This is a genomic window from Kitasatospora sp. SC0581 (assembly GCF_048159585.1).
Classification (GTDB): domain Bacteria; phylum Actinomycetota; class Actinomycetes; order Streptomycetales; family Streptomycetaceae; genus Kitasatospora.
The window spans coordinates 48,843-71,821 of record NZ_JBLRWA010000032.1 but is presented as its reverse complement, the minus strand read 5'-3'; the positions used below and the strand labels follow the sequence as shown (position 1 = coordinate 71,821).

5 protein-coding genes and 1 pseudogene are annotated in these 22,979 nt (G+C 76.3%); all 6 read left to right on the top strand.

Features of this window, described 5'->3' with window-relative positions; all coding sequences use genetic code 11:
* Positions 1-149 precede the first annotated feature (149 nt).
* The 6 genes and pseudogenes from ACLWS4_RS31940 to ACLWS4_RS31915 all read left to right on the top strand — a co-directional run bounded on the left by ACLWS4_RS31940 (position 150) and on the right by ACLWS4_RS31915 (position 22,841).
* Complete coding sequence (locus tag ACLWS4_RS31940; RefSeq protein WP_416875958.1) at positions 150-1,316, top strand: DegT/DnrJ/EryC1/StrS family aminotransferase; 1,167 nt, start codon at positions 150-152, stop codon at positions 1,314-1,316.
* A gap of 8 nt (positions 1,317-1,324) precedes the next feature.
* The gene (locus ACLWS4_RS31935) at positions 1,325-2,431 is read left to right on the top strand and encodes a Gfo/Idh/MocA family protein (protein ID WP_107418813.1); all 1,107 of its coding nucleotides are present in this window, start codon (positions 1,325-1,327) and stop codon (positions 2,429-2,431) included.
* A gap of 171 nt (positions 2,432-2,602) precedes the next feature.
* A complete protein-coding gene (locus ACLWS4_RS31930; protein WP_416875957.1) occupies positions 2,603-3,319 on the top strand; it encodes an HAD-IA family hydrolase in 717 nt (238 codons plus the stop codon).
* 458 nt (positions 3,320-3,777) lie between these two features.
* Entirely contained in the window at positions 3,778-17,487 is a 13,710-nt protein-coding gene (locus ACLWS4_RS31925) for an SDR family NAD(P)-dependent oxidoreductase (protein WP_416875956.1), read from the top strand.
* Positions 17,484-21,107, top strand: a pseudogene (locus ACLWS4_RS31920) (type I polyketide synthase); the annotation flags it as partial. The gene ACLWS4_RS31925 and the pseudogene ACLWS4_RS31920, both read left to right, overlap by 4 nt.
* Positions 21,105-22,841 carry a type I polyketide synthase gene (locus tag ACLWS4_RS31915; protein WP_416875969.1) on the top strand — a complete coding sequence of 579 codons (1,737 nt, stop codon included), beginning with the start codon at positions 21,105-21,107 and terminating at the stop codon, positions 22,839-22,841. The pseudogene ACLWS4_RS31920 and the gene ACLWS4_RS31915, both read left to right, overlap by 3 nt.
* Positions 22,842-22,979 lie beyond the last annotated feature (138 nt).

Genomic DNA, 22,979 nt, shown 5'->3' with positions numbered 1-22,979 from the left:
CAGCGAATTCCCCGGACGAACCCGGAGAGGGTTGCCGAACTGCAGGACAAGGGCTTTGTAGGGGGGTGCGTAGGGGAGGTGACGGGCCGCATTTCCTGGGTTAGCGTCCCGTTCCACGGTCCCCCCGACAGGAAAGGCTGCGCGGAATCATGAGTGCCCAAGGACGTCCGGCCCCGGAGTTCCCGGTCTGGCCCCAGTACGACGATGCCGAGCGCGAAGGACTGCTCAGGGCCCTGGAGCAGGGCCAGTGGTGGCGGATGGGCGGCAAGGAGGTCGACACCTTCGAGCAGGAGTTCGCCGACTACCACGGCGCCGCCAAGGCGCTCGCCGTCACCAACGGCACCCACGCGCTGGAGATCGCCCTCCAGCTGCTCGGTGTCGGCCCGGGCACCGAGGTCATCGTGCCCGCGTTCACGTTCATCTCCTCCTCCCAGGCCGCCCAGCGGCTCGGCGCCACCGCGGTGCCGGTCGACATCGACCTCGACACCTACAACCTGAGCCCCGAGGCGGCCGCCGCCGCGATCACCCCGCGGACCCGGGCGATCATGCCCGTCCACATCGCCGGCCAGATCGCCGACCTGGACGCCCTCGACAAGCTCGCCGCCGACTCGGGCGTCTCGATCGTGCAGGACGCCGCGCACGCCCACGGCGCCCGCTGGCGCGGCCGCCGGGTCGGCGAGCTGGGCTCGATCGCCGCGTTCAGCTTCCAGAACGGCAAGCTGATGACGGCCGGCGAGGGCGGCGCCGTCACCTTCCCGGAGACCGCCCAGTACGACGAGGCGTTCCTGCGGCACAGCTGCGGCCGCCCGCCGACGGACCGGAAGTACTACCACCAGACCTCCGGCTCCAACTTCCGGCTCAACGAGTTCTCCGCGAGCGTGCTGCGCGCCCAGCTCGCCCGCCTGGACGGCCAGATCAGCGTCCGCGAGGAGCGCGCCAAGCTGCTCAAGAGCCTGCTGGCGGAGATCCCCGGCGTGGTGCCGCAGGGCCACGACGAGCGGGCCGACCGCGTCCCGCACTACATGGCGATGTTCCGGGTGCCCGGCCTCGGCGAGGACCGGCGCAACGCCCTGGTCGACGACCTGATCGCGCGCGGCCTGCCCGCCTTCGTGGTCTTCCGCGCCATCTACCGCTCGGACGGCTTCTGGGAGTCGGCCGCGCCCGACACCACCGTCGACGCGCTGGCCAAGGCCTGCCCCAACAGCGAGGCGCTCACCGCCGACGGCATCTGGCTGCACCACCGCACCCTCCTCGCGAGCGAGCGGGCGATCGAGGACACCGCGCAGATCATCGCCGACGCCCTGGCCGCGGTGTGAACGCGCGGGTGAGCACCGCCGGACGGGGGCCGGACGCCCCGGTGCGGGTGGCCGTCGTCGGCCTCGGCTGGGCGGGCCGCACCATCTGGCTGCCCCGCCTGACGGCCCACCCGGCCTACCGGGTCACCGCCGTCGTCGAGCCCGGCCCCGGCGGCGCGGAGCACGTGCCGGCCGGCGCCGCGCTCCTCGCCGACGCCGACCTGCTCGGCCCCGACGTCGACCTCGCGGTCGTCGCGGTGCCCAACCACCTGCACACCCCCGTGGCCGAACGCCTGCTCGCCCGCGGCATCCCGGTGTTCCTGGAGAAGCCGGTCTGCCTCAGCTCCGCCGAGGCGGACCGGCTGGCCGCCGCCGAACGCGCCGGCGGGACCGTCCTGCTGGCGGGCAGCGCCGCCCGCTACCGGCCGGACGTCGCCGCCCTCACCGAGCTGGCGGCGGACCTCGGCCCGATCCGGCACGTCGACCTCGCCTGGGTCCGCGCCAGCGGTGTCCCCGACGCCGGCGGGTGGTTCACCAGCCGGCGGCTCTCCGGCGGCGGCGCCCTGGTCGACCTCGGCTGGCACCTGCTGGACACGGCCCAGGCCGTGCTCGGCGGCGACGTCCGGTTCCCGTCGGTGCTCGGCTCGCTCTCCGCCGACTTCGTCAACGACGGCAGGCGCGGCGCCGGCTGGCGCGGCACCGAGGGGCCGGACGGCGCGGGCGACGTCGAGGACACCGCCCGCGGCTTCCTGCTCACCGACACCGGCGTCTCGGTGGCGGTGCGGGCGAGCTGGGCCTCCCACGAGTCCGTCGACACCACCCGGATCACCGTGGAGGGCGCCACCGGTTCCGCGACCCTGGAGTGCACCTTCGGCTTCAGCCCGAACCGCCGGGTCCCGCGCCTCACCCGGACCCGCGACGGCGTCACCACCGAGGTCCCGCTGCCCGGGGAGAACGTCGGCACCGAGTACGTGCGCCAGCTCGACGAGCTGCCCGCTGTGCTCGCCGACCCGGCCTCGCGCGGCGCGGCCGTGAAGCGCGCCCACCACACCATCTCGGTCATCGAGCGGCTCTACGCGGCGGCCCGCGCCCCGCGGCCGCGGCTCGCCGACGAGGCCGCGGCGCTCGCCGTCTGACCGTCGTCGGCGTCCGACTGCCGTCCCCGCCGTCCCCGCCGTTCCCCGCCGAGCCGCGGCTCCACCCGAGCAGCCCCGTGCCCCGGCCCCGGAGGCCGTGCCCATCCCCTCGGCCCCGGGGCGCCAGGCCCGGTCACCCGTCCGGGCAGCCCCTCGTCCCATGGAGATCCCATGCCGATCGACCAGCTCGCAGCCACCGCACCGACCACCGGGCCCGACGGCCACGCGCTCTCCGCCTTCCCCCCGCTGCGCGCGGTGGTCTTCGACCTCGACGGCGTCATCGTCGACAGCTTCGACGTGATGCGCCGGGCGTTCCTCACCGCCTACGAGGAGGTGGTCGGCGACGGCAACCCGCCGTTCGAGGAGTACTGCCGCCACCTGGGCCGCTACTTCCCGGACATCATGCGGATCATGGGGCTGCCGCTCGCCCTGGAGGAGCCCTTCGTCCGGGAGAGCTACCGGCTCGCCCCCCAGGTCACCGTGCACGCCGGGGTGCGGGAACTGCTCGTCGACCTCAACCGGCGCGGCATCCGGCTGGCCGTGGCCACCGGCAAGAGCGGCCCCCGGGCCCGCTCGCTGCTCGACCAGCTCGGCCTGCTGCACCACTTCGACCACGTGCTCGGCTCCGACGAGGTCCCCCGGGCCAAGCCCGCGCCCGACATCGTGCTGCGCGCCCTGGAACTGCTCGACGTGCCGGCCGAACGGACCGTCATGGTCGGCGACGCCGTCACCGACCTGGCGAGCGCCCGGGGCGCCGGGGTCGGCGCGATCGCCGTGCTGTGGGGCGAGAGCGACGAGGCGGCGCTGCTCGCCGAACGGCCCGACGCGGTGCTGCGTCGGCCCGACGACCTGCTCGCCCTGCTGCCCGAACCCGTCCCGGCCCACTGACCGGCCGCGAGCCCGCCCCACCCGGCCGCCCCACCGGCCGGGCCGCCCTCCCCGCCCCGCCCCGCCGCGCCCACGCCCGGCGGGGCGGCGCCGTTCCCACCTACCGCTCAGCCGCGGCCGTGCCCGTCGCCCCTGCCCCGTCCACCGTGATTAGGGCCCGTATAGGGGGTCGGATAGGGGCGGCCCGGAGCCCCCGCCGCACGAGACTGTGACCGGCGGGAATTCGCGTACGGCCGCCCCGGAAAGGCCGCCCGGCAATTGCGCCGGCCCCGTACCGCGACATTCCGGCCAGGAAATGCAAGCCCCATTCCGCCGCCGCCCACCCCCGGTGCCGGGCGGAAATCGAATGCCCCGCCCGAGGCCCGAACCGGGCCGACCGGAACAGACCCCGAACCAACCCCGAACCAACCCCGAACCAACCCTGAACCGACCCTGAACCGACCCAAGGAAGTGACGGCATGTTGCGCACCGAGCTGATCCGGCCGCTGCCCGAACTGCTGGCCGAGCACGCCCGCGACAGCTCGGACAAGACCGCGTTCCGCGACGCCGTCCGCGGCGTGACCTACGGCGAGCTCCACGCCCGCACCGGCCGGATCGCCGGCCACCTCGCCGACCTGCGCCTCCAGCCCGGCGACCGGGCCGCGATCCTGCTCGGCAACAGCGTCGAGGTGGTGGAGGCCTACTTCGGCATCCTGCGCGCCGGCGCCATCGGCGTCCCGCTCAACCCGCACGCCACCGAGGCCGAGCTCACCCACCTGCTGGACGACAGCGGCGCCCGCGTCGTCATCACCGACGCCGCCCGCGCCGCCGGCCTGGACGCCCTCGCCCGCGGCCGGGCCGACCTGCGGGTGATCGTCACCGGCGAGGGCCCCGTCCCGGCCGGCACCCTCTCCTTCGAGACCCTGGCCGGCACCGACCCCGCCACCCCGGCGCGCGACGACCTCGGCCTCGACGACCCCGCCTGGATGCTCTACACCTCCGGCACCACCGGCCGGCCCAAGGGCGTGCTGTCCACCCAGCGCAACTGCCTCTGGTCGGTCGCCGCCTGCTACGTGCCCGTGCCCGGCCTGAGCGCCGAGGACCGGGTGGTCTGGCCGCTGCCGCTGTTCCACAGCCTGTCCCACATCGCCTGCGTGCTGAGCGTCACCGCGGTCGGCGCCACCGCCCGCATCCTCGACGGCTTCGCCGCGCGGGACGTCCTGGAGGCCGTCCGCGAGGAGTCCGCGACCTTCCTGGCCGGTGTGCCCACCATGTACCAGCAGCTGGTGCGCGCCGCCCGGGAGGACGGCTTCACCGCGCCGGCCCTGCGGATGTGCCTGGTCGGCGGCGCCATGACCACCGCCGCGCTGCGGCGCTCCTTCGAGGAGGCGTTCGGCGCGCCGCTCATCGACGCCTACGGCTCCACCGAGACCTGCGGCTCGATCACCGTCAACTGGCCCACCGGCGCCCGCGTCGAGGGCTCCTGCGGCCTGCCCGTCCCCGGCCTGGGCGTGCGCCTGGTCGACGTCGAGACCGGCCTGGACGCCGCCGACGGCGAGGAGGGCGAGGTCTGGGTGCGCGGCCCGAGCGTGATGCTCGGCTACCACAACCAGCCCGAGGCCACCGAGCAGGCGCTGCGCGGCGGTTGGTACCACACCGGCGACCTCGCCCGGCGGGACGGCTCCGGCTACTTCACCATCACCGGCCGGATCAAGGAACTCATCATCCGCGGCGGCGAGAACATCCACCCGGCCGAGGTCGAGGAGGTGCTGCGCGGCGTGCCCGGCGTCGCGGACGTCGCCGTCGTCGGCAAGCCCCACGAGGTGCTCGGCGAGGTGCCGGTGGCCTTCCTGGTGCCCGGCCCCGGCGGCCTCGACCCGGAGGCCCTGCTGGCCGCCTGCCGGGAACGGCTCTCCTACTTCAAGGTCCCCGAGGAGCTGTACGAGACGGAACGCATCCCGCGCACCGCCTCCGGCAAGATCACCCGGCACGTGCTGCTGGACGCGCCCGCCCGGCTGCGGGCCGCCGGCGGCAGCCACTACGAGCACCTGTTCCGCGTCGACTGGCTGCCGCTCTCCTCCGTCCCCGGCGCCCGCTCCGCCGCCGGCACCTGGGCGGTGCTCGGCGCCGACGCCTTCGGCCTCGCCGACGCCCTCGGCGCCGCCGCCCACCCCGACCCGGCCGCGCTGGCCGCGGCCGGCCCGCTGCCCGATGCCGCCGTGCTCGGCGTCGGCGCCGGCCTGCGCACCCCCGGGCCGCTCGCCGCCGACGTCGAGGAGGCCGTGCGCGCCCTCGACGGGCAGCTCACCGCCTGGCTCGCCGAGGAACGGCTCGCCGACACCGCGCTGGTCGTCGTCACCCGGGGCGCCGCCGGACCGGGCGGCGCCACCGACCTCGTCCAGGCCGCGCTGCGCGGCGTGGTCCGCGCCGCCCGGGTGGCGAACCCCGGCCGGTTCCTGCTGGTCGACCTCGACGCGGAGGAGAACGCCGCCGACGCCCTGGCCACCGCCGTCGCCTCCGGCGAACCCGAACTCGTCGTCCGCTCCGGCGTGGCGCTGCGCCCGCGCGCCGCCCGGGTGTCCGCCGCGCTCGCCCACGGCGAGCCCGGCGCCCGCTTCGACCCGTGCCGCACCGTCCTGGTCACCGGCGCCGACGGGCCGGCCGCCGCCGCCGTCGCCCACCACCTGGTGGCCGGACGCGGCGTGCGCCGGATCCTGCTCACCAGCCCCCACGGCCCCGCCGACCGGGCCGCCGCCGAACTCGCCGGGCGGCTCACCGCCGCCGGCGCCGAGACCAGCCTCAGCGCCCTCGACCTCGCCGACCGCGACGCCCTCGCCGACTGGCTGGCCGGCCCGGGCACGCGCCTCAACGCCGTCGTCCACACCCCCGGCGCGGCCTTCCCCGGCCTCGGCGCCGCCCTCGCCGCCGCCGTCAACCTGCACGAACTGACCGCCGGCACCGAGCTGTCCGCCTTCGTCGTGCACACCCCCACCGTCGGACCGCTCGGCACCCCCGGCGCCCCCGGGGAGGCCGCCGCCGCGGCGTTCCTCGACGCCCTCGCCCACCACCGCAGCCGCCACGGCCTGCCCGGCCTCGCCCTCATCACCGGCCCCGCCGACGGGGACGGACGCCCCGTGCCGCCCGGCCTCGGCCGGCTCACCGCCCAGGAGAGCGCCGCCGCCTTCGACGCCGCCCACCTGGCCGACCACACCTCCCTGCTGCTGCTCCGGCTCGACCCCGAAGGGCTGGACGCCCTCGCCCCGCAGGACGTCCCGGCCCTGCTGCGCGACCTCATCGACACCCCGGCCGGCCCGAGCGCCCCGGACACCGCGACCGCCGCCGCGCTGCGCCGCCGCCTGGCCGGCCGCCCGGCCGCCGACCGGCAGCGCGAGCTGCTCGACCTCGTCCTCGCGGAGACCGCCGGGCTGGCCGGCGACGGCCCCGACCCGATCCGCCCGGACGGCCCGTTCAAGGACCTCGGCTTCACCTCCGCCACCGCCGTCGAACTGCGCGGCCGCCTCACCGCCGCCACCGGCCTGCGGCTGCCCGCCACCCTCGCCTTCGACCACCCCAACCCGACCGCCGTCGCGGCCTTCCTGCTGAACGCCCTGACCGGCCGTCCGGCCACCGCCGCCCGGCCCGCGCCCGTACCGCGCACCGTGCCGCCCGCCGAGGACCCCGTCGTCATCGTCGGCGCCGCCTGCCGGCTGCCCGGCGGCGTCGCCTCCCCGGCCGACCTGTGGCGGCTGGTCGCCGAGGGCACCGACGCGATCACCCCCTTCCCCGCCGACCGCGGCTGGGACCTCGACGCCCTCTACGACCCGGACCCGGCCGTCCCCGGCACCTCCTACGCCCGCCACGGCGGATTCCTGCACGACGCGGGCGAGTTCGACGCCGCCTTCTTCGGGATCTCCCCGCGCGAGGCGCTCGCGACGGACCCGCAGCAGCGGCTGCTGCTGGAGACCTCCTGGGAACTGCTGGAGCGCGCGGGCATCGACCCGACCTCGCTCAAGGGGCAGCCGGTCGGCGTCTACGCGGGCCTGATGTACCACGACTACGCCACCGACCTCGCCGAGGTCCCGGACGGCCTGGAGGGCTATCTGGGCACCGGCAACGCCGGCTCGGTCGCCTCCGGCCGCATCTCCTACACCCTCGGCCTCGAAGGCCCGTCGGTGACGGTGGACACCGCCTGCTCCTCCTCCCTGGTGGCCCTGCACCTGGCCGCCCAGGCGCTGCGCGACGGCGAGTGCACGCTCGCCCTGGCCGGCGGCGCCGCGATCATGGCCCGGCCCACCTCCTTCGTCGAGTTCTCCCGCCAGCGCGCGCTCTCCGCCGACGGCCGGGCCCGGGCCTACGCGGACGGCGCTGACGGCACCGCCTGGGCCGAGGGCGTGGGCCTGGTGCTGCTGGAGCGGCTGTCGGACGCCCGGCGGCTGGGGCACGAGGTGCTGGCGGTCGTCCGGGGTTCGGCCGTCAACCAGGACGGCGCGTCCAACGGTCTGACCGCCCCGAACGGTCCCTCGCAGGAGCGGGTGATCCTCGCCGCCCTCGCCAACGCCGGGCTGACGCCTGCGGACGTCGACGCCGTCGAGGGGCACGGGACGGGGACCTCGCTGGGCGACCCGATCGAGGCGCAGGCGGTGCTGGCCACCTACGGGCAGGGCCGTCCGGCCGAACAGCCGCTCTGGCTGGGGTCGTTGAAGTCCAACATCGGCCACGCCCAGGCCGCCGCCGGTGTCGCCGGCGTGATCAAGATGGTCGAGGCGCTGCGCCACGGCGTGCTGCCGAAGAGCCTGCACATCGACGAGCCCAGCACCAAGGTGGACTGGGAGTCCGGCGCGGTCGCCCTGCTCACCGAGGAACGGGCCTGGCCCGAGGTCGACCGGCCGCGCCGGGCCGCCGTCTCCTCGTTCGGCGTCAGCGGCACCAACGCCCACGTCGTCCTGGAGCAGGCCCCCGCCCAGGAGCCGGCGCACCGGGCGGTGCCCGCCGGACTCGACGGCGAACCCGACGCCGGCTCCGGCACCCCGGTGCCCTGGCTGCTCTCCGCCCGTTCCCCCGAGGCCCTGCGCGAACAGGCCGAACGGATCGCCGGGTTCACCGAGGCCAGGCCCGTCGCCGAGGCGCCGGCCGTGGCCCGCGCGCTCGCCGGCTCCCGGGCCGCGCTGGAACGGCGGGCCGTCGTGGTCGCCGCCGACCGGGCGCGGGCGCTGAGCGGGCTGCGGGCCCTGGCCGAGGGGGAGGCCGCGGCCGGGCTGGTGTCCGGTCGGGCGGAGGTGAGTGGTCGGTCGGTGTTCGTCTTCCCGGGTCAGGGTTCCCAGTGGGTGGGGATGGGGCGTCGGCTGCTCGCCGAGTCGGCGGTGTTCGCGCGGGCTCTGGAGGAGGCCGCGGAGGCGCTGAAGCCCTATGTCGACTGGTCGTTGCTCGATGTGGTGAACCAGGTGCCGGGTGCCGCTTCGCTGGAGCGGGTGGACGTGGTGCAGCCGGTGTCGTTCGCGGTGAACGTCGCGCTGGCCCGTCTCTGGGCGTCGCTGGGTGTGGTGCCGGACGCGGTGGTCGGCCACTCGCAGGGGGAGATCGCGGCGGCGCACGTCGCCGGGATCCTCTCGCTGGACGACGCCGCCGCTGTGGTGGCGCTGCGGTCGCAGGCCATCGCCCGTGGTCTGGCCGGACGCGGCGGCATGGTGTCGATCGGGCTGCCGCTCGCCGAGGTGGCCGACCGGCTCCCCGCCGGGGTCGAGGTCGCCGCGGTCAACGGCCCCTCCTCGGTGGTCGTGGCCGGTGACCCGGCCGGCCTCGACACCGTGGTGGCCGCCTTCGAGGAGCGCGGCGCCCGGGTGCGCCGGATCCCCGTCGACTACGCCTCCCACACCGCCCACGTGGAGTCCATCGAGGCCGAAGTCGCCGAGCTGCTGGGCTCCGTGAAGCCGCAGCCGGCCGTCGTCCCGTTCCTGTCGACGGTCGAGGGCCGCTGGCTGGAGGGCCCGGAGCTGGACGCGGGGTACTGGTACCGCAACCTGCGGCAGACCGTCCGCTTCGCCGACGCCGTCGAGACCCTGGCGGGTGACGGTTTCCGGGCCTTCGTCGAGGTCAGCGCCCACCCCGTGCTCGCCCACGCGGTCGTCGAGGCTCTGGAGGAGGCCGTCCAGGCGCCGACCGTCGTCACCGGCACCCTGCGCCGCGAGGACGGCGGCTGGGACCGCGTCCTGCTCGCCGCCGCCGAACTCCACGTCCGCGGCCTGCCCGTGGACTGGTCCACGGCCCACGCCGGGGCCGACACCGTCCGCCCGTCCGAACTGCCCACCTACCCCTTCCAGCACCAGCGCTACTGGCTCCGGCCGGGCCGCTCCGCCGGCGACCTCGCCGCCGTCGGCCTGGACAAGGCCGGCCACCCGCTGCTGGAGACCGAACTGCTGCTCGGCACCGAGGAAGGCGCCGTCTTCACCGGCCGGATCACCGAACGCACCCTGCCCTGGCTGGCCGACCACCGGGTCGGCGGCGCGACGCTGCTGCCCGGCACCGCGCTGCTCGACGCCCTCGCCCACGTCGGCCACCGGCTCGGCGCGCCCACGGTCGAGGAACTGACCGTCTCCGCCCCGCTCGTCGTCCCGGACGGCGGCGGCCTCGACCTCCAGGTCCACGTCGGCGAGGCCGAGGACGGCCGCCGCGCCGTCCGGCTGCTCACCCGCACCGGCCCCGGCCTGCCGTGGCACGCCAACGCCACCGGAACGCTCGCCCCCGAGGGCCCGGAGCCCGCCACCGCCGACGACCTGACGGTCTGGCCGCCCGCCGGAGCCCGCCCGCTCGACACGGACGGCCTCTACGACCGACTCACCGTCGCCTACGGCCCCGCGTTCCACGCCGTCGAGGCCGCCTGGCTCGCCGACGGCCGCCTCTACGCCCAGCTCCGCCTCCCCGACACCACCACCGACACCGCCGCCTACGGCCTGCACCCCGCCCTGCTGGACGCCGCCCTCCACCCGCTCGGCGAGGCCGGCCTCCTCCCCGGCGCCGACGTGCCCAGGCTCGCCTTCTCCTGGGCCGGCGTGCGCCTGCACGCCACCGGCGCCGAGGCGCTGCGCGTGGTCGTCACCCCCGTCGGCCCCGACACCCTCACCATCCGGGCCGCCGACGACACCGGCGCCCCCGTCGTGGACGTCGAGGCCCTCACCGTGCGGCCGGTGGACCCGCGCGGCCTCACCGCCGGTCCGGCGGACGACGCGGCCCTGTTCGAGGTCGACTGGGTCCCCGCACCCGAGGCCGCCGACACGCCCGCCGACTGGACCTTTTACGGCGACCTGCCCGAGGACGGCGCCCTGCCGCCCCTCGTGGTCCTGCCCGCCGGTGTGGGCGCCCCCTCCGACACCGTGCCCGAGCGCGCCCACGCCGTCGGCCACGACGTCCTGCGGGCGCTCCAGGCCTGGCTGGCCGACGACCGGACGGCCGACTCCCGGCTCGTCGTCGTCACCCGGCGCGGCGAACTCGTCCAGGAACCCGTCCGGGGCCTGGTGCGCACCGCCCAGTCGGAGAACCCCGGCCGCTTCGTCCTCGTCGAGGCCGACGACCCGGCCGACGCCGCCCGGGCGGTGGCCGCCGCACCGGACGACGAACCGCAGCTGGCGCTGCGCGACGGGCGACGGCTGGTCGCCCGCCTGCGCCGCCCGGCCGCCTCGCCCACCCCCGCGCAGGACGCGCCGTCCCCGCTGGCCGGCGGCACCGTCCTGGTCACCGGCGCCAACGGCGGCCTGGGCCGCCTGGTGGCCCGTCACCTCGCGGCGGTCCACCGCGTCGCGGAACTCGTGCTCCTCTCCCGCTCCGCCGTACCCGCCGACCTGCTCGAAGAACTCGCCGCGCACGGCACCCTGGTCCGCGCCGAGGCCGTCGACACCGCCGACCGCACCGCGCTGGCCGCCGTCGTCGACACCCTCGCCGACCGGCTGACCGGCGTCGTCCACGTCGCCGGGATCGTCGACGACGGCGTCATCGAAGCCCTGGACGCCGCCAAGTGGCACAGCGTGCTGCGCCCGAAGGTCGACGCCGCCTGGCACCTGCACGAACTCACCGCCGGCCTCGACCTGGCCGCCTTCGCGCTCTACTCCTCCGCCTCCGGCGTCCTCGGCGGCTCCGGCCAAGGCAACTACGCGGCCGGCAACGCCTTCCTCGACGGCCTGGCCGCCCACCGGCGCTCGCTCGGACTGCCCGCCGTGTCGCTCGCCTGGGGCCTGTGGGCCGAGGCCGCCGGCATGGGCGGCCGCCTGAGCGACACCGACCTCGCCCGGATGGCCCGGGTCGGCACCCGCCCCCTCTCCGCCGACCAGGGCCTCGCCCTCCTGGACGCCGCGCTCACCGGCGAGCCCGCGGCCGTGGTGCCGATCAGGCTCGACGTCACCGGCGTCCGCACCGAGGACCTCCCGCCGCTGCTGCGCGACCTGGCACCCGCCGCCCGCGCACCCCGCGCCCTGCGCCGGGCCGCCGCCCGCACCGCCGCGGACGGCGCCGGCACCCTCGCCCGGCGGCTCGCCGGACTCTCCGCCGCCGACCGCGACGAACTGCTGACCGCCCTCGTCCGCGACACCGCCGCCGCCGTCCTCGGCCACGGCTCGGCCACGGCACTGGACGTCGACAAGGCGTTCAAGGAACTCGGCATCGACTCGCTCACCGCCGTCGAACTCCGCAACGCCCTCGGCACCGCCACCGGCCTGCGCCTGCCCGCCACCCTGGTGTTCAACTACCCGACGCCCAAGGCCCTCGCCGCCCACCTCGCGACCGAACTCGTCGGCGAGGAACCGGCCCCCGCCGCCCCCGCCACCCCCGCGGCACAGGCCGCCGGGACCGAGGACGACCCGATCGCGATCGTCGCCGTCGGCTGCCGCTTCCCCGGCGGCCTCGACTCCGGCGAGGACCTCTGGCGCTTCGTCGCCGCCGGCGGCGACGCCGTCACCGGCCTGCCCGCCGACCGGGGCTGGGACCTCGACGGCAGCTACGACCCCGACCCCGACGCCCCCGGCCGCACCTACGTGCGCGGCGGCGGATTCCTGCCCGGCATCGCCGACTTCGACGCCGCCTTCTTCGGCATCAACCCGCGCGAGGCCCTGGCGATGGACCCGCAGCAGCGCCTGCTGCTCGAAGTCGCCTGGGAGACCCTGGAGCGCGCCGGACTCGACCCCACCGCCCTGCGCGCCACCCCGACCGGCGTCTTCATCGGCACCCACGGCCAGGACTACGGCACCCAGGGCACCGGCGGCGCCGCCGACGAGGGCTACCTGGTCACCGGCAACGCGGGCAGCGTGCTCTCCGGCCGCCTCTCCTACGCCCTCGGCCTGGAAGGGCCCGCGATCACCGTCGACACCGCCTGCTCCTCCTCGCTGGTCGCCCTGCACCTCGCCGCCCAGGCGCTCCGCGCCGGGGAGTGCACGCTGGCCCTGGCCGGCGGCGCCTCGGTGATGTCCACGCTCGAAGGCCTGGTCGGCTTCTCCCGGCAGCGCGGCCTCGCCGCCGACGGCCGGAGCAAGGCCTTCGCCGACGCCGCCGACGGGTTCGGGATGTCCGAGGGCGTGGGCCTGCTGCTGCTGGAACGGCTCTCCGACGCCCGGCGGTTGGGGCACGAGGTGCTGGCCGTGGTCCGGGGTTCGGCCGTCAACCAGGACGGTGCGTCCAACGGTCTGACCGCCCCGAACGGTCCCTCGCAGGAGCGGGTGATCCGGGCAGCCCTCGCCAACGCCAGGCTGACGGCCGCCGACGTCGACGCCGTCGAGGCGCACGGCACCGGCACCCCGCTCGGCGACCCGATCGAGGCACACGCCCTGCTCGCCACCTACGGCAAGGACCGCCCGGCCGAACAGCCGCTCTGGCTCGGATCGGTGAAGTCCAACATCGGCCACACCCAGGCCGCCGCCGGTGCGGCGGGCGTGATCAAGATGGTCGAGGCGCTGCGCCACGGCGTGCTGCCGCAGACCCTCCACATCGACGCGCCCTCCTCGCACATCGACTGGTCCTCGGGCGGCATCGCCCTGCTCACCGAGCAGCGGGCCTGGCCGGCGGCCGACCGCCCGCGCCGGGCCGGCGTCTCGGCGTTCGGCGTGAGCGGGACGAACGCGCACGTGATCCTGGAGCAGGCGGAGCCGGCCGGCGGCGCCGAGCCCATCGACGGAGCCGCAACGCCCGTCGGTGCCGGGGAGAACGTGGTTCCCTGGGTGGTCTCGGCCGCCTCGGAGGCGGCGCTGCGTCAGCAGGCCGCGCGGCTGGCGGCCTTCGCGGAGGGACAGCCGGCTCCGGACCTCGCCGCCACCGCCGGGGCGCTCGTCACCGCGCGCACCCGGTTCACCGAGCGTGCCGTGGCCGTCGGCGCCGACCGGGCCGCGCTCGTCGCCGCCCTGAAGGTCCTGGCCGAGGGGGAGGCCGCGGCCGGGCTGGTGTCCGGTCGGGCGGAGGTGAGTGGTCGGTCGGTGTTCGTCTTCCCGGGGCAGGGTTCCCAGTGGGCCGGGATGGGGCGTCGGCTGCTCGCCGAGTCCGTGGTCTTCGCGGAGGCTCTCGGTGAGGTCGACAGGGCCTTGAAGCCCTATGTCGACTGGTCGTTGCTGGATGTGGTGAACCAGGTGCCGGGTGCCGCCTCGTTGGAGCGGGTGGACGTGGTGCAGCCGGTGTCGTTCGCGGTGAACGTCGGCCTGGCGCGCCTGTGGGCGTCGCTGGGCGTCATCCCTGACGCGGTGGTCGGCCACTCCCAGGGCGAGATCGCGGCGGCGCACGTCGCGGGCATCCTCTCGCTGGAGGACGCGGCGGCGGTGGTGGCGCTGCGGTCGCAGGCCATCGCGCGGGGCCTGGCCGGACGCGGCGGGATGGTCTCGGTCGGGCTGCCGCTCGCCGAGGTGGCCGACCGGCTCCCCGCCGGGGTCGAGGTCGCGGCGGTGAACGGCCCGTCCTCGGTGGTGGTGGCCGGTGACCCGGCGGGTCTGGACACGCTCGTCGTCGCGTACGAGGAGCAGGGCGTGCGCGTGCGGCGGATCGCCGTCGACTACGCCTCGCACACCTCGCACGTGGAGTCGATCGAGGCTGAACTCGCCGAGCTGCTGGGCTCCGTGAAGCCCCAGACCGCTACGATCCCCTTCCTCTCCACCGTCGAGGGCCGCTGGCTGGAGGGCCCGGAGCTGGATGCCGGGTACTGGTACAGCAACCTGCGGCAGACCGTCCGCTTCGCCGACGCCGTCGAGACCCTGGCGGGTGACGGTTTCCGGGCGTTCGTCGAGGTCAGCGCCCACCCCGTGCTCGCCCACGGCATCGTCGAGGCCCTGGAGGAGGCCGTTCAGGCGCCGACCGTCGTCACCGGGACCCTGCGCCGTGAGGACGGCGGCTGGGACCGCGTCCTGCTCGCCGCCGCCGAACTCCACGTGCACGGCCTGTCCGTGGACTGGTCCACGGCCCACGCCGGAGCCGGCACCGTCCGTCCCTCCGAACTGCCCACCTACGCCTTCCAGCACCAGCGCTTCTGGCTGGAGCCCGTGGCCGCCACGGGTGACGTGACCGCGTTCGGGGTCGCCGCCGCCGAGCACCCGCTGCTCGGCACCCTGGTTGAACTGCCGGACGGGGGAGAGGTGTTCACCGGGCGGCTGTCGATCCGATCGCACCCGTGGCTGGCCGGCCACGCCGTCTCCGGGACGGTCCTGCTGCCCGGCGCGGCCTTCCTCGAACTCGCCCTGCGGGCGGGGGAGCGGACCGGTCTCGGCCGACTCGACGAGCTGGTCGTCGAGGCGCCCGGGATCCTGCCCGAGCGCGGTGGCCTCCAGGTCCGTGTCACGGTCGACCCGGCCACCGCCGACGACGACCGCCGGGCCGTCCACGTGCACTCGCGGCCCGAGGACGCGGAGGGCGGCGTGTGGACCCGGCACGCCACCGGCTTCCTGGCGGCCGAGACCGCACCGGAGTTCGGCTACGAGGCGTGGCCGCCGGCCGGCGCGGAGCCGGTCGCCCTGGACGGCTTCTACGAGCGGCTGGCCGAGGCGGGTTACGAGTACGGCGACGCGTTCCGGGGCCTGCGGGCCGCCTGGCGGTCGGGCGAGGAGGTGTTCGCCGAGGTCGCGCTGCCGGAGGAACTGACGGACTCCGCCGGGCGGTTCGGACTGCACCCGGCCCTGCTGGACGCGGCCCTGCAGTCCGCCAACCTGGGCGCGGCGCCGGTGGCCGGACCGGGGGAGGTACTGCTGCCGTTCGCCTGGAACGACGTGGCCCTGTACGCGTCCGGGGCCACCGCGCTGCGGGTGCACTCCCGCCGGGAGGGCCCGGACAGCGTCTCCTTCGCACTGACCGACCCGGTCGGCCGGCCCGTCGGTGCCGTCGGGGCGCTGGTCCTGCGGCCGGTGGCGCCCGAGCGGCTGTCCGCCGCCCGGGACACCGCCGCCGAGCACCTGTACCGCGTCGACTGGGCGCCCGCCGACCTGCCGCGGGCGGCGGACCGCCCGTCCGGGGACGATGTGCTCGACCTGACCCGCGTCCCCGAGGGGCTGTCGGTGCCGCGGGCGGCCCGGGCACTCGTCGGCGCCGCGCTCGGCGGGATCCAGGAGCACCTGGCCGGTGACTCCGCCGGCCCGCTCGCGGTCCTGACCGCGCACGGCGCCGGGGACCCGGCGGCGGCCGCCGTCCGGGGCCTGGTCCGCACCGCGCAGCTCGAACACCCGGGCCGGATCGTCCTGGTGGACACCGACGGCTCGGCGGTGCCCGCCTCACTGGTGGCCGACGCGCTCGCGTCCGGTGAACCCCATGTCGCGTGGCGCGACGGGACCGCGGTGGTGCCGCGCCTGGCGCGTGCCTCCGTCCAGGACTCGGCTGACGGGCAGGGGGTTCTGGATCCGGCGGGGACGGTGCTGGTGACCGGTGGCACGGGGACGCTGGGCGGGTTGGTGGCCCGGCATCTGGTGGAGTCGCACGGGGTGCGGCGGCTGCTGTTGGTGAGTCGTCGCGGCGTGGCGGCGCCGGGTGCGGCGGAGCTGGTGGCCGGACTCGAGGCGCTCGGTGCCGAGGTGGAGGTGGTGGCCGCCGATGTGTCGGACCGTTCGGTGGTCGACGACCTGGTCCGTCGGGTCCCGGCGGAGCATCCGCTGACGGCGGTGGTGCACACCGCAGGCGCGCTGGCCGACGGCGTCTTCGAGACGCGGTCGGCGGAGGAACTGGGGGAAGTGTTCGCCCCGAAGGCGGACGCGGCCTGGCATCTGCACGAGGCGACCAGGGATCTGGGTCTGGCGGCCTTCGTCCTCTTCTCCTCCGGCGCCAGTGTGTTCGGGAACGCCGGGCAGAGCCTGTACGGGTCGGCGAACGGGTTCCTGGACGGTCTGGCCGGGTGGCGCCGTGAGCGGGGTCTGCCGGCGGTGTCGCTGGCCTGGGGCCTGTGGGCTCAGGCCAGTGGGCTGACCGGGCACCTGGACGAGGCCGACCGGGCCCGGCTGGCCCGGGGCGGCCTGGCGGCCATGGCGACGGAGGAGGCGCTGGCGCTGTTCGACGCCGCGCTGAGGTCCCCGGAGGCGCTGCTGGTCCCGACCCGGCTGGACCGCGAAGCGCTGCGCGGGCAGGCGGCGGGCGGCGAACTGAACCCGCTGCTGCGCGGCCTGGTCCGCACCCCCCGCCGCACCGCCGCCACCGCCGGAGCGCCGGCCGGCGACGGCCGTGAGGTCCTGTTCCGCAGGCTCTCCGCGGTGGGCGAGGCCGAACAGCTCCGGCTGCTCCTGGACCTGGTCCGGGCCAGCGCGGCCAAGGTGCTCGGCCAGAGCATCGACGAGACGGTGAAGCCCGCTCAGGCGTTCAAGGACGTCGGCTTCGACTCGCTGACCTCGCTGCGGATCCGTACCAGCCTCACCGAGGCCACCGGTGTCCGGCTCCCGGCGACCCTGGTCTTCGACCACCCGACCCCGGCCGCCGTCGCCGAGCACCTGCGGGACCGGCTGGGCCTGGCGGGCTCGGTGGCCGTGCCGCCCGTCCTGCTCGAACTCGACCGGCTGGAGCAGGCGTTGGCGGCCACGGCCGGGACGGCCGGCGCGTCCGGGGCGCCCGACGGACTGCGCGCCCAGGTGGCCGCCCGGCTGGAGGCCCTCACCGCCCGCTGGGCGGAGTCGGGCGAGGAGCCCGAGGCCGAGGGCGTCGACCTGGGCGCCGCCTCGGACGACGAGCTCTTCGACCTGATCGACAACGAACTCGGCCTTTCCTGATGACGGATACGAGGAAGAACCCCATGTCGAACGACGACAAGCTGCGCGACTACCTCAAGCGCGTCACGGCCGACCTCCAGCAGACCAGGCGCCGCCTGCGCGACGTCGAGGCCCGGCGCACCGAGCCGATCGCCATCGTCGGGATGGCCTGCCGGCTGCCCGGCGGCGTCGCCTCCCCGGCCGACCTGTGGCGCCTGGTCCACGACGGCACCGACGCCATGGCCCCGTTCCCCCGCGACCGGGGGTGGGACGTGGACGGCCTGTACGACCCCGACCCGGACGCCGCCGGGAAGACCTACGCCGAGGAGGGCGGCTTCCTCGCCGACCCGGGCGGCTTCGACGCCGCGCTCTTCGGGATCTCCCCGCGCGAGGCGCTGGCGACGGACCCGCAGCAGCGGCTGCTGCTGGAGGCCTCCTGGGAGGCCCTGGAGCGGGCCGGCATCGACCCGGCCTCGCTCAAGGGGCAGCCGGTCGGTGTCTACGCGGGCCTGATGTACCACGACTACGCGCACCACGTGCTCAACCTTCCGGAGGGCCTGGAGGGGTACTTCGGGATCGGCAACTCGGGCTCGGTCGCCTCCGGCCGGGTCTCCTACACCCTGGGTCTCGAAGGCCCGTCGGTGACGGTGGACACCGCCTGCTCCTCCTCCCTGGTCGCCGTCCACCTGGCCGCGCAGGCGCTGCGCGACGGCGAGTGCACGCTGGCCCTGGCCGGCGGGGTCGCCGTGATGGCCACGCCGGAGGTGTTCGTCGACTTCGCCACCCAGCGCGGCCTGGCGCGCGACAGCCGCTGCAAGGCGTACGCGGACGGCGCCGACGGGACCGGGCTCGCCGAGGGTGTCGCCGTCCTCCTGCTGGAGCGGCTGTCGGACGCCCGGCGGTTGGGGCACGATGTGCTGGCGGTGGTCCGGGGTTCGGCCGTCAACCAGGACGGCGCGTCCAACGGCCTCACCGCCCCGAACGGGCCCTCGCAGGAGCGGGTGATCCGGGCGGCCCTCGCCAACGCCCGGCTGACGGCGGCGGACGTCGACGCCGTCGAGGGCCACGGGACGGGGACCTCGCTGGGCGACCCGATCGAGGCGCAGGCGGTGCTGGCCACGTACGGGCAGGGCCGTCCGGCCGAACAGCCGCTCTGGCTGGGGTCGTTGAAGTCCAACATCGGCCACACCCAGGCGGCGGCCGGTGCGGCCGGGGTCATCAAGATGGTGGAGGCGCTGCGGCACGGCGTGCTGCCGAAGAGTTTGCACATCGACACGCCCACCTCGAAGGTCGACTGGGACTCGGGCGCGGTCGCGCTCCTCACCGAACGCCGCGACTGGCCGGAGGTCGACCGCCCGCGCCGGGCCGCCGTCTCCTCCTTCGGCGTCAGCGGCACCAACGCCCACGTGATCCTGGAGCAGGCCCCGGCCGGGGACGCTCCGCAGCCGGAGGCCGAACCGACCGGTGCCGCACTGCCGTTGGTGCTGTCGGCCGCCTCCGAGGATGCCCTGCGGGCCCAGGCCGGCGCCTGGGGCCGGCTCCTGGCCGAGCAGCCGGACACCGGCCTGGCCCGTACCGCCCGTACCCTCGTCACCGCGCGGGCCGCGCTGGAGCAGCGCGCCGTGGTGGTGGCCGCCGACCGTGCGGACACGGTGGCGGCGCTGGACGCGGTGGCACGGGGGGAGGAGGCGGCGGGTGTCGTCTCCGGCCGGGCGGAGGTGAGCGGCCGGTCGATCTTCGTCTTCCCGGGTCAGGGTTCCCAGTGGGCGGGGATGGGGCGTCGGCTGCTCGCGGAGTCGGCGGTGTTCGCGGAGGCGTTCGGTGAGGTCGACAAGGCTCTGAGGGCTTATGTCGACTGGTCGTTGCTGGATGTGGTGAACGAGGTGCCGGGTGCCGCTTCGTTGGAGCGGGTGGATGTGGTGCAGCCGGTGTCGTTCGCGGTGAACGTCGCGCTGGCGCGCCTCTGGGCGTCGCTGGGTGTGGTGCCGGACGCGGTGGTGGGCCACTCCCAGGGGGAGATCGCGGCGGCGCACGTCGCCGGCATCCTCTCCCTGGACGATGCGGCGGCGGTGGTGGCGTTGCGGTCGCAGGCCATCGCCCGTGGTCTGGCCGGACGCGGCGGCATGGTGTCGGTCGGGTTGCCGCTCGCCGAGGTGGCCGACCGGCTCCCCGCCGGGGTCGAGGTCGCGGCGGTGAACGGTCCGTCCTCGGTGGTGGTGGCCGGTGACCCGGCGGGTCTGGACACGCTCGTCGTCGCGTACGAGGAGCAGGGTGTGCGGGTGCGCCGGATTCCGGTGGACTACGCCTCGCACACCTCGCACGTGGAGTCGATCGAGGCCGAACTCGCCGAGCTGCTCGGCGCGGTGAAGCCTCAGCCGGCCGTCGTCCCGTTCCTGTCGACGGTCGAGGGCCGCTGGCTGGAGGGTCCGGAGCTGGACGCGGGGTACTGGTACCGCAACCTGCGGCAGACCGTCCGCTTCGCCGAGGCCGTCGAGACCCTGGCGGGTGACGGTTTCCGGGCCTTCGTCGAGGTCAGCGCGCACCCCGTGCTCGCGCACGCCGTCGTCGAGGCCCTGGAGGAGGCTGTCCAGGCGCCGACCGTCGTCACCGGGACCCTGCGCCGCGAGGACGGCGGCTGGGACCGCGTCCTGCTCGCCGCCGCCGAACTCCATGTGCACGGCCTGCCCGTGGACTGGTCCACGGCCTTCCCGGACGCCGCCCTCCTCCCCGCCTCCGAGCTGCCCACCTACCCCTTCCAGCACCAGCGCTACTGGCTGGAGACCCGCCCCGCCACCGACGTGGGCGCCGCCGGGCTGGCGCCCGTCGGGCACCCGCTGCTGGGCGCGGCGGTGCAACTGCCCGAGGGCGGGGCGCTCCTCACCGGGCGGCTCGACCCGAAGGACCACCCGTGGCTCGCGGACCACGCCGTCGCCGGCACCGTCCTCGCCCCGGGGGCCGCGCTGCTGGAGCTGGCCTCGCGGGCCGGCGACGAGGCGGGCACGCCCACCGTCGAGGAACTGGTGATCGAGGCCCCGCTGCTCGTCCCCGGGCGCGGCGCCCTGCAGCTGCACCTGCGGGTGGACGCGCCGGAGGACGACGCCCCCGGCAGCCGGCGGCCGTTCGCCCTGTACTCGCGGCCCGAGGACGGCGAGGGCGGTGCCTGGACCAGGCACGCCACCGGGTTCCTGGGCGGCGAGCAGGCGCCGGACACCGTCGCCCCCGGCGCGTGGCCGCCGGTCGGCGCGGAGCCGGTCGCCCTGGACGGCTTCTACGAGCGGCTGGCGGACCGCGGCTTCGGCTACGGACCGGCGTTCCAGGGGCTGCGGGCCGTCTGGCGGCTCGACGGCGAGGTGCACGCCGAGGTGTCCCTGCCCGCCGGCCGGGCCGCCGAGGACTTCGGCATCCACCCGGTGCTGCTGGACGCCGCCCTGCAGGCCACCAACTTCCTGGGCATCGCCGAGCCGGAGCCGGGCCACGTCCTGCTGCCGTTCGCCTGGAACGACGTGGCCCTGTTCGCCACGCGTCCCACTGCTCTGCGGGTGCACGCCCGGCAGACCGGCCCGCACGCGTTCTCGCTCGTCCTCACCGACCCGACCGGCGGACCGGTGGCCTCGGTCGGCTCCCTGTCGCTGCGGCAGGTGCCGGTCGACCGGCTGGCCGGCCTCGGCGGGGCCGGTACCGACCACCTCTACCAGGTGGGCTGGACGCCTCTCGTCCTGCCCGCCGGCGCGGCTGGTGTCGCCGCCCCGGCGGTGCTGGACCTGACCACCGGGACGGCCGAGGGGCCCGAGGGCGCCCGGGCGCTGGTCGGCCGGGTCTCGGAGTTCCTGCACCAGGGGCTCACCGATCCCGCCCGGAGCGGGGAGCCGCTGGCGGTCGTGACCGGGCCCCCGGACGCGGACCCGGCGGTCAACGCGGTGTGGGGGCTGGTCCGTTCGGTCCAGCAGGAGCAGCCCGGCCGGATCGTGCTCCTCGGCGGCGAGGGAACGGGCTTCCCCGCCGCGGCGGTGGACCCGTCGGTGGTGGGCGGCCTGCTGGCGTCCGGCGAGACCCAGGCGCTCTGGCGCGACGGCGGTGTGGTGGTGCCGCGTCTGGCGCGTGCCTCCGCTCCGGCCTCCGCTGACGGGCACGGCGTCCTGGATCCGGCGGGGACGGTGCTGGTGACCGGTGGTACGGGGACGTTGGGCGGATTGGTGGCCCGGCATCTGGTGGAGTCGCACGGGGTGCGGCGGCTGGTGCTGGTGAGTCGTCGTGGTGCGGCGGCGCCGGGTACGGCGGAGCTGGTGGCCGGGCTTGAGGCGCTGGGTGCCGAGGTGGAGGTGGTGGCCGCGGACGTGTCGGACCGTTCGGTGGTCGACGGCCTGGTCCGTCGGGTTCCGGCGGGGCGTCCGCTGACGGCGGTGGTGCACACGGCCGGTGCGCTGGCCGACGGTGTGTTCGAGGGGCAGCCCGCAGGGCGGCTGGGGGAGGTGTTCGCGCCGAAGGCGGACGCGGCCTGGCATCTGCACGAGGCGACCGAGGGCCTGGGTCTGGCGGCCTTCGTCCTGTTCTCCTCCGGCGCCAGTGTGTTCGGGAACGCCGGGCAGAGCCTGTACGGGTCGGCGAACGGGTTCCTGGACGGTCTGGCCGGGTGGCGTCGTGAGCGCGGTCTGCCGGCGGTCTCACTGGCCTGGGGCCTGTGGGCTCAGGCGAGTGGGCTGACCGGGCACCTGGACGAGGCGGACCGGGCCCGGCTGGCCCGGGGTGGTCTCAAGGCCATGGCGACGGAGGAGGCGCTGGCGCTGTTCGACGCCGCGCTGCGTTCTCCGGAGGCGCTGCTGGTCCCGACCCGGCTGGACCGCGACGCGCTGCGCGGGCAGGCGGCGGGCGGCGAGTTGAACCCGCTGCTGCGCGGTCTGGTCCGCACGCCCCGGCGCACCGCCGCCACCGGTGCGCCCGCCGACGACGCGGCGGACTTCGCCGCCCGGCTGGCCGCGCTGCCGGAGCGCGAGCAGCACCGCGAGGTCCTCGACCTGGTGCGCTCCGCCGCCGCCGCCGTCCTCGGGCACCCGTCCAAGAACGCCGTCGCCGCCGCCCAGGCCTTCAAGGAGGCCGGGTTCGACTCGCTCGGCGCGGTGCAGCTGCGCAACCGGCTGGCCCGGGCGACGGGCGTCCGGCTCCCGGCGACCCTGGTCTTCGACCACCCGACCCCGCTCGCGCTCGCCCGCCACCTGCGGTCCGAGCTGCTGCCGGAGCCGGCGGCCGGTCCGGCGGCCGTGACCCCCGAGCCGCGCGTGGCCGGCCCGGACGCGGGACCGGTGCCCGTGGACGGGCCCGCCATCGCGGACCTGGACATCGACGGCCTGGTCGCCCGCGCCCTGCGCGGCCGCGGCTGAACCTCCCACCTACCGCGCCCACCCGACCGCGCCCGACCCGACCGCGCGGACCCACCGCGCAGACCCACCGAGCCGACGCACCGCGCTCACCGACCCGCGCCCGTTCGTCCGCGCTCGGCGCCCGGCGCACCATCCGAA

Bases quoted from the DNA above. Each gene is read 5' to 3' on its own strand.
- ACLWS4_RS31940 (WP_416875958.1), top strand. From the start codon at position 150: ATGAGTGCCCAAGGACGTCCGGCCCCGGAGTTCCCGGTCTGGCCCCAG.
- ACLWS4_RS31930 (WP_416875957.1), top strand. From the start codon at position 2,603: ATGCCGATCGACCAGCTCGCAGCCACCGCACCGACCACCGGGCCCGAC.
- ACLWS4_RS31925 (WP_416875956.1), top strand. From the start codon at position 3,778: ATGTTGCGCACCGAGCTGATCCGGCCGCTGCCCGAACTGCTGGCCGAG.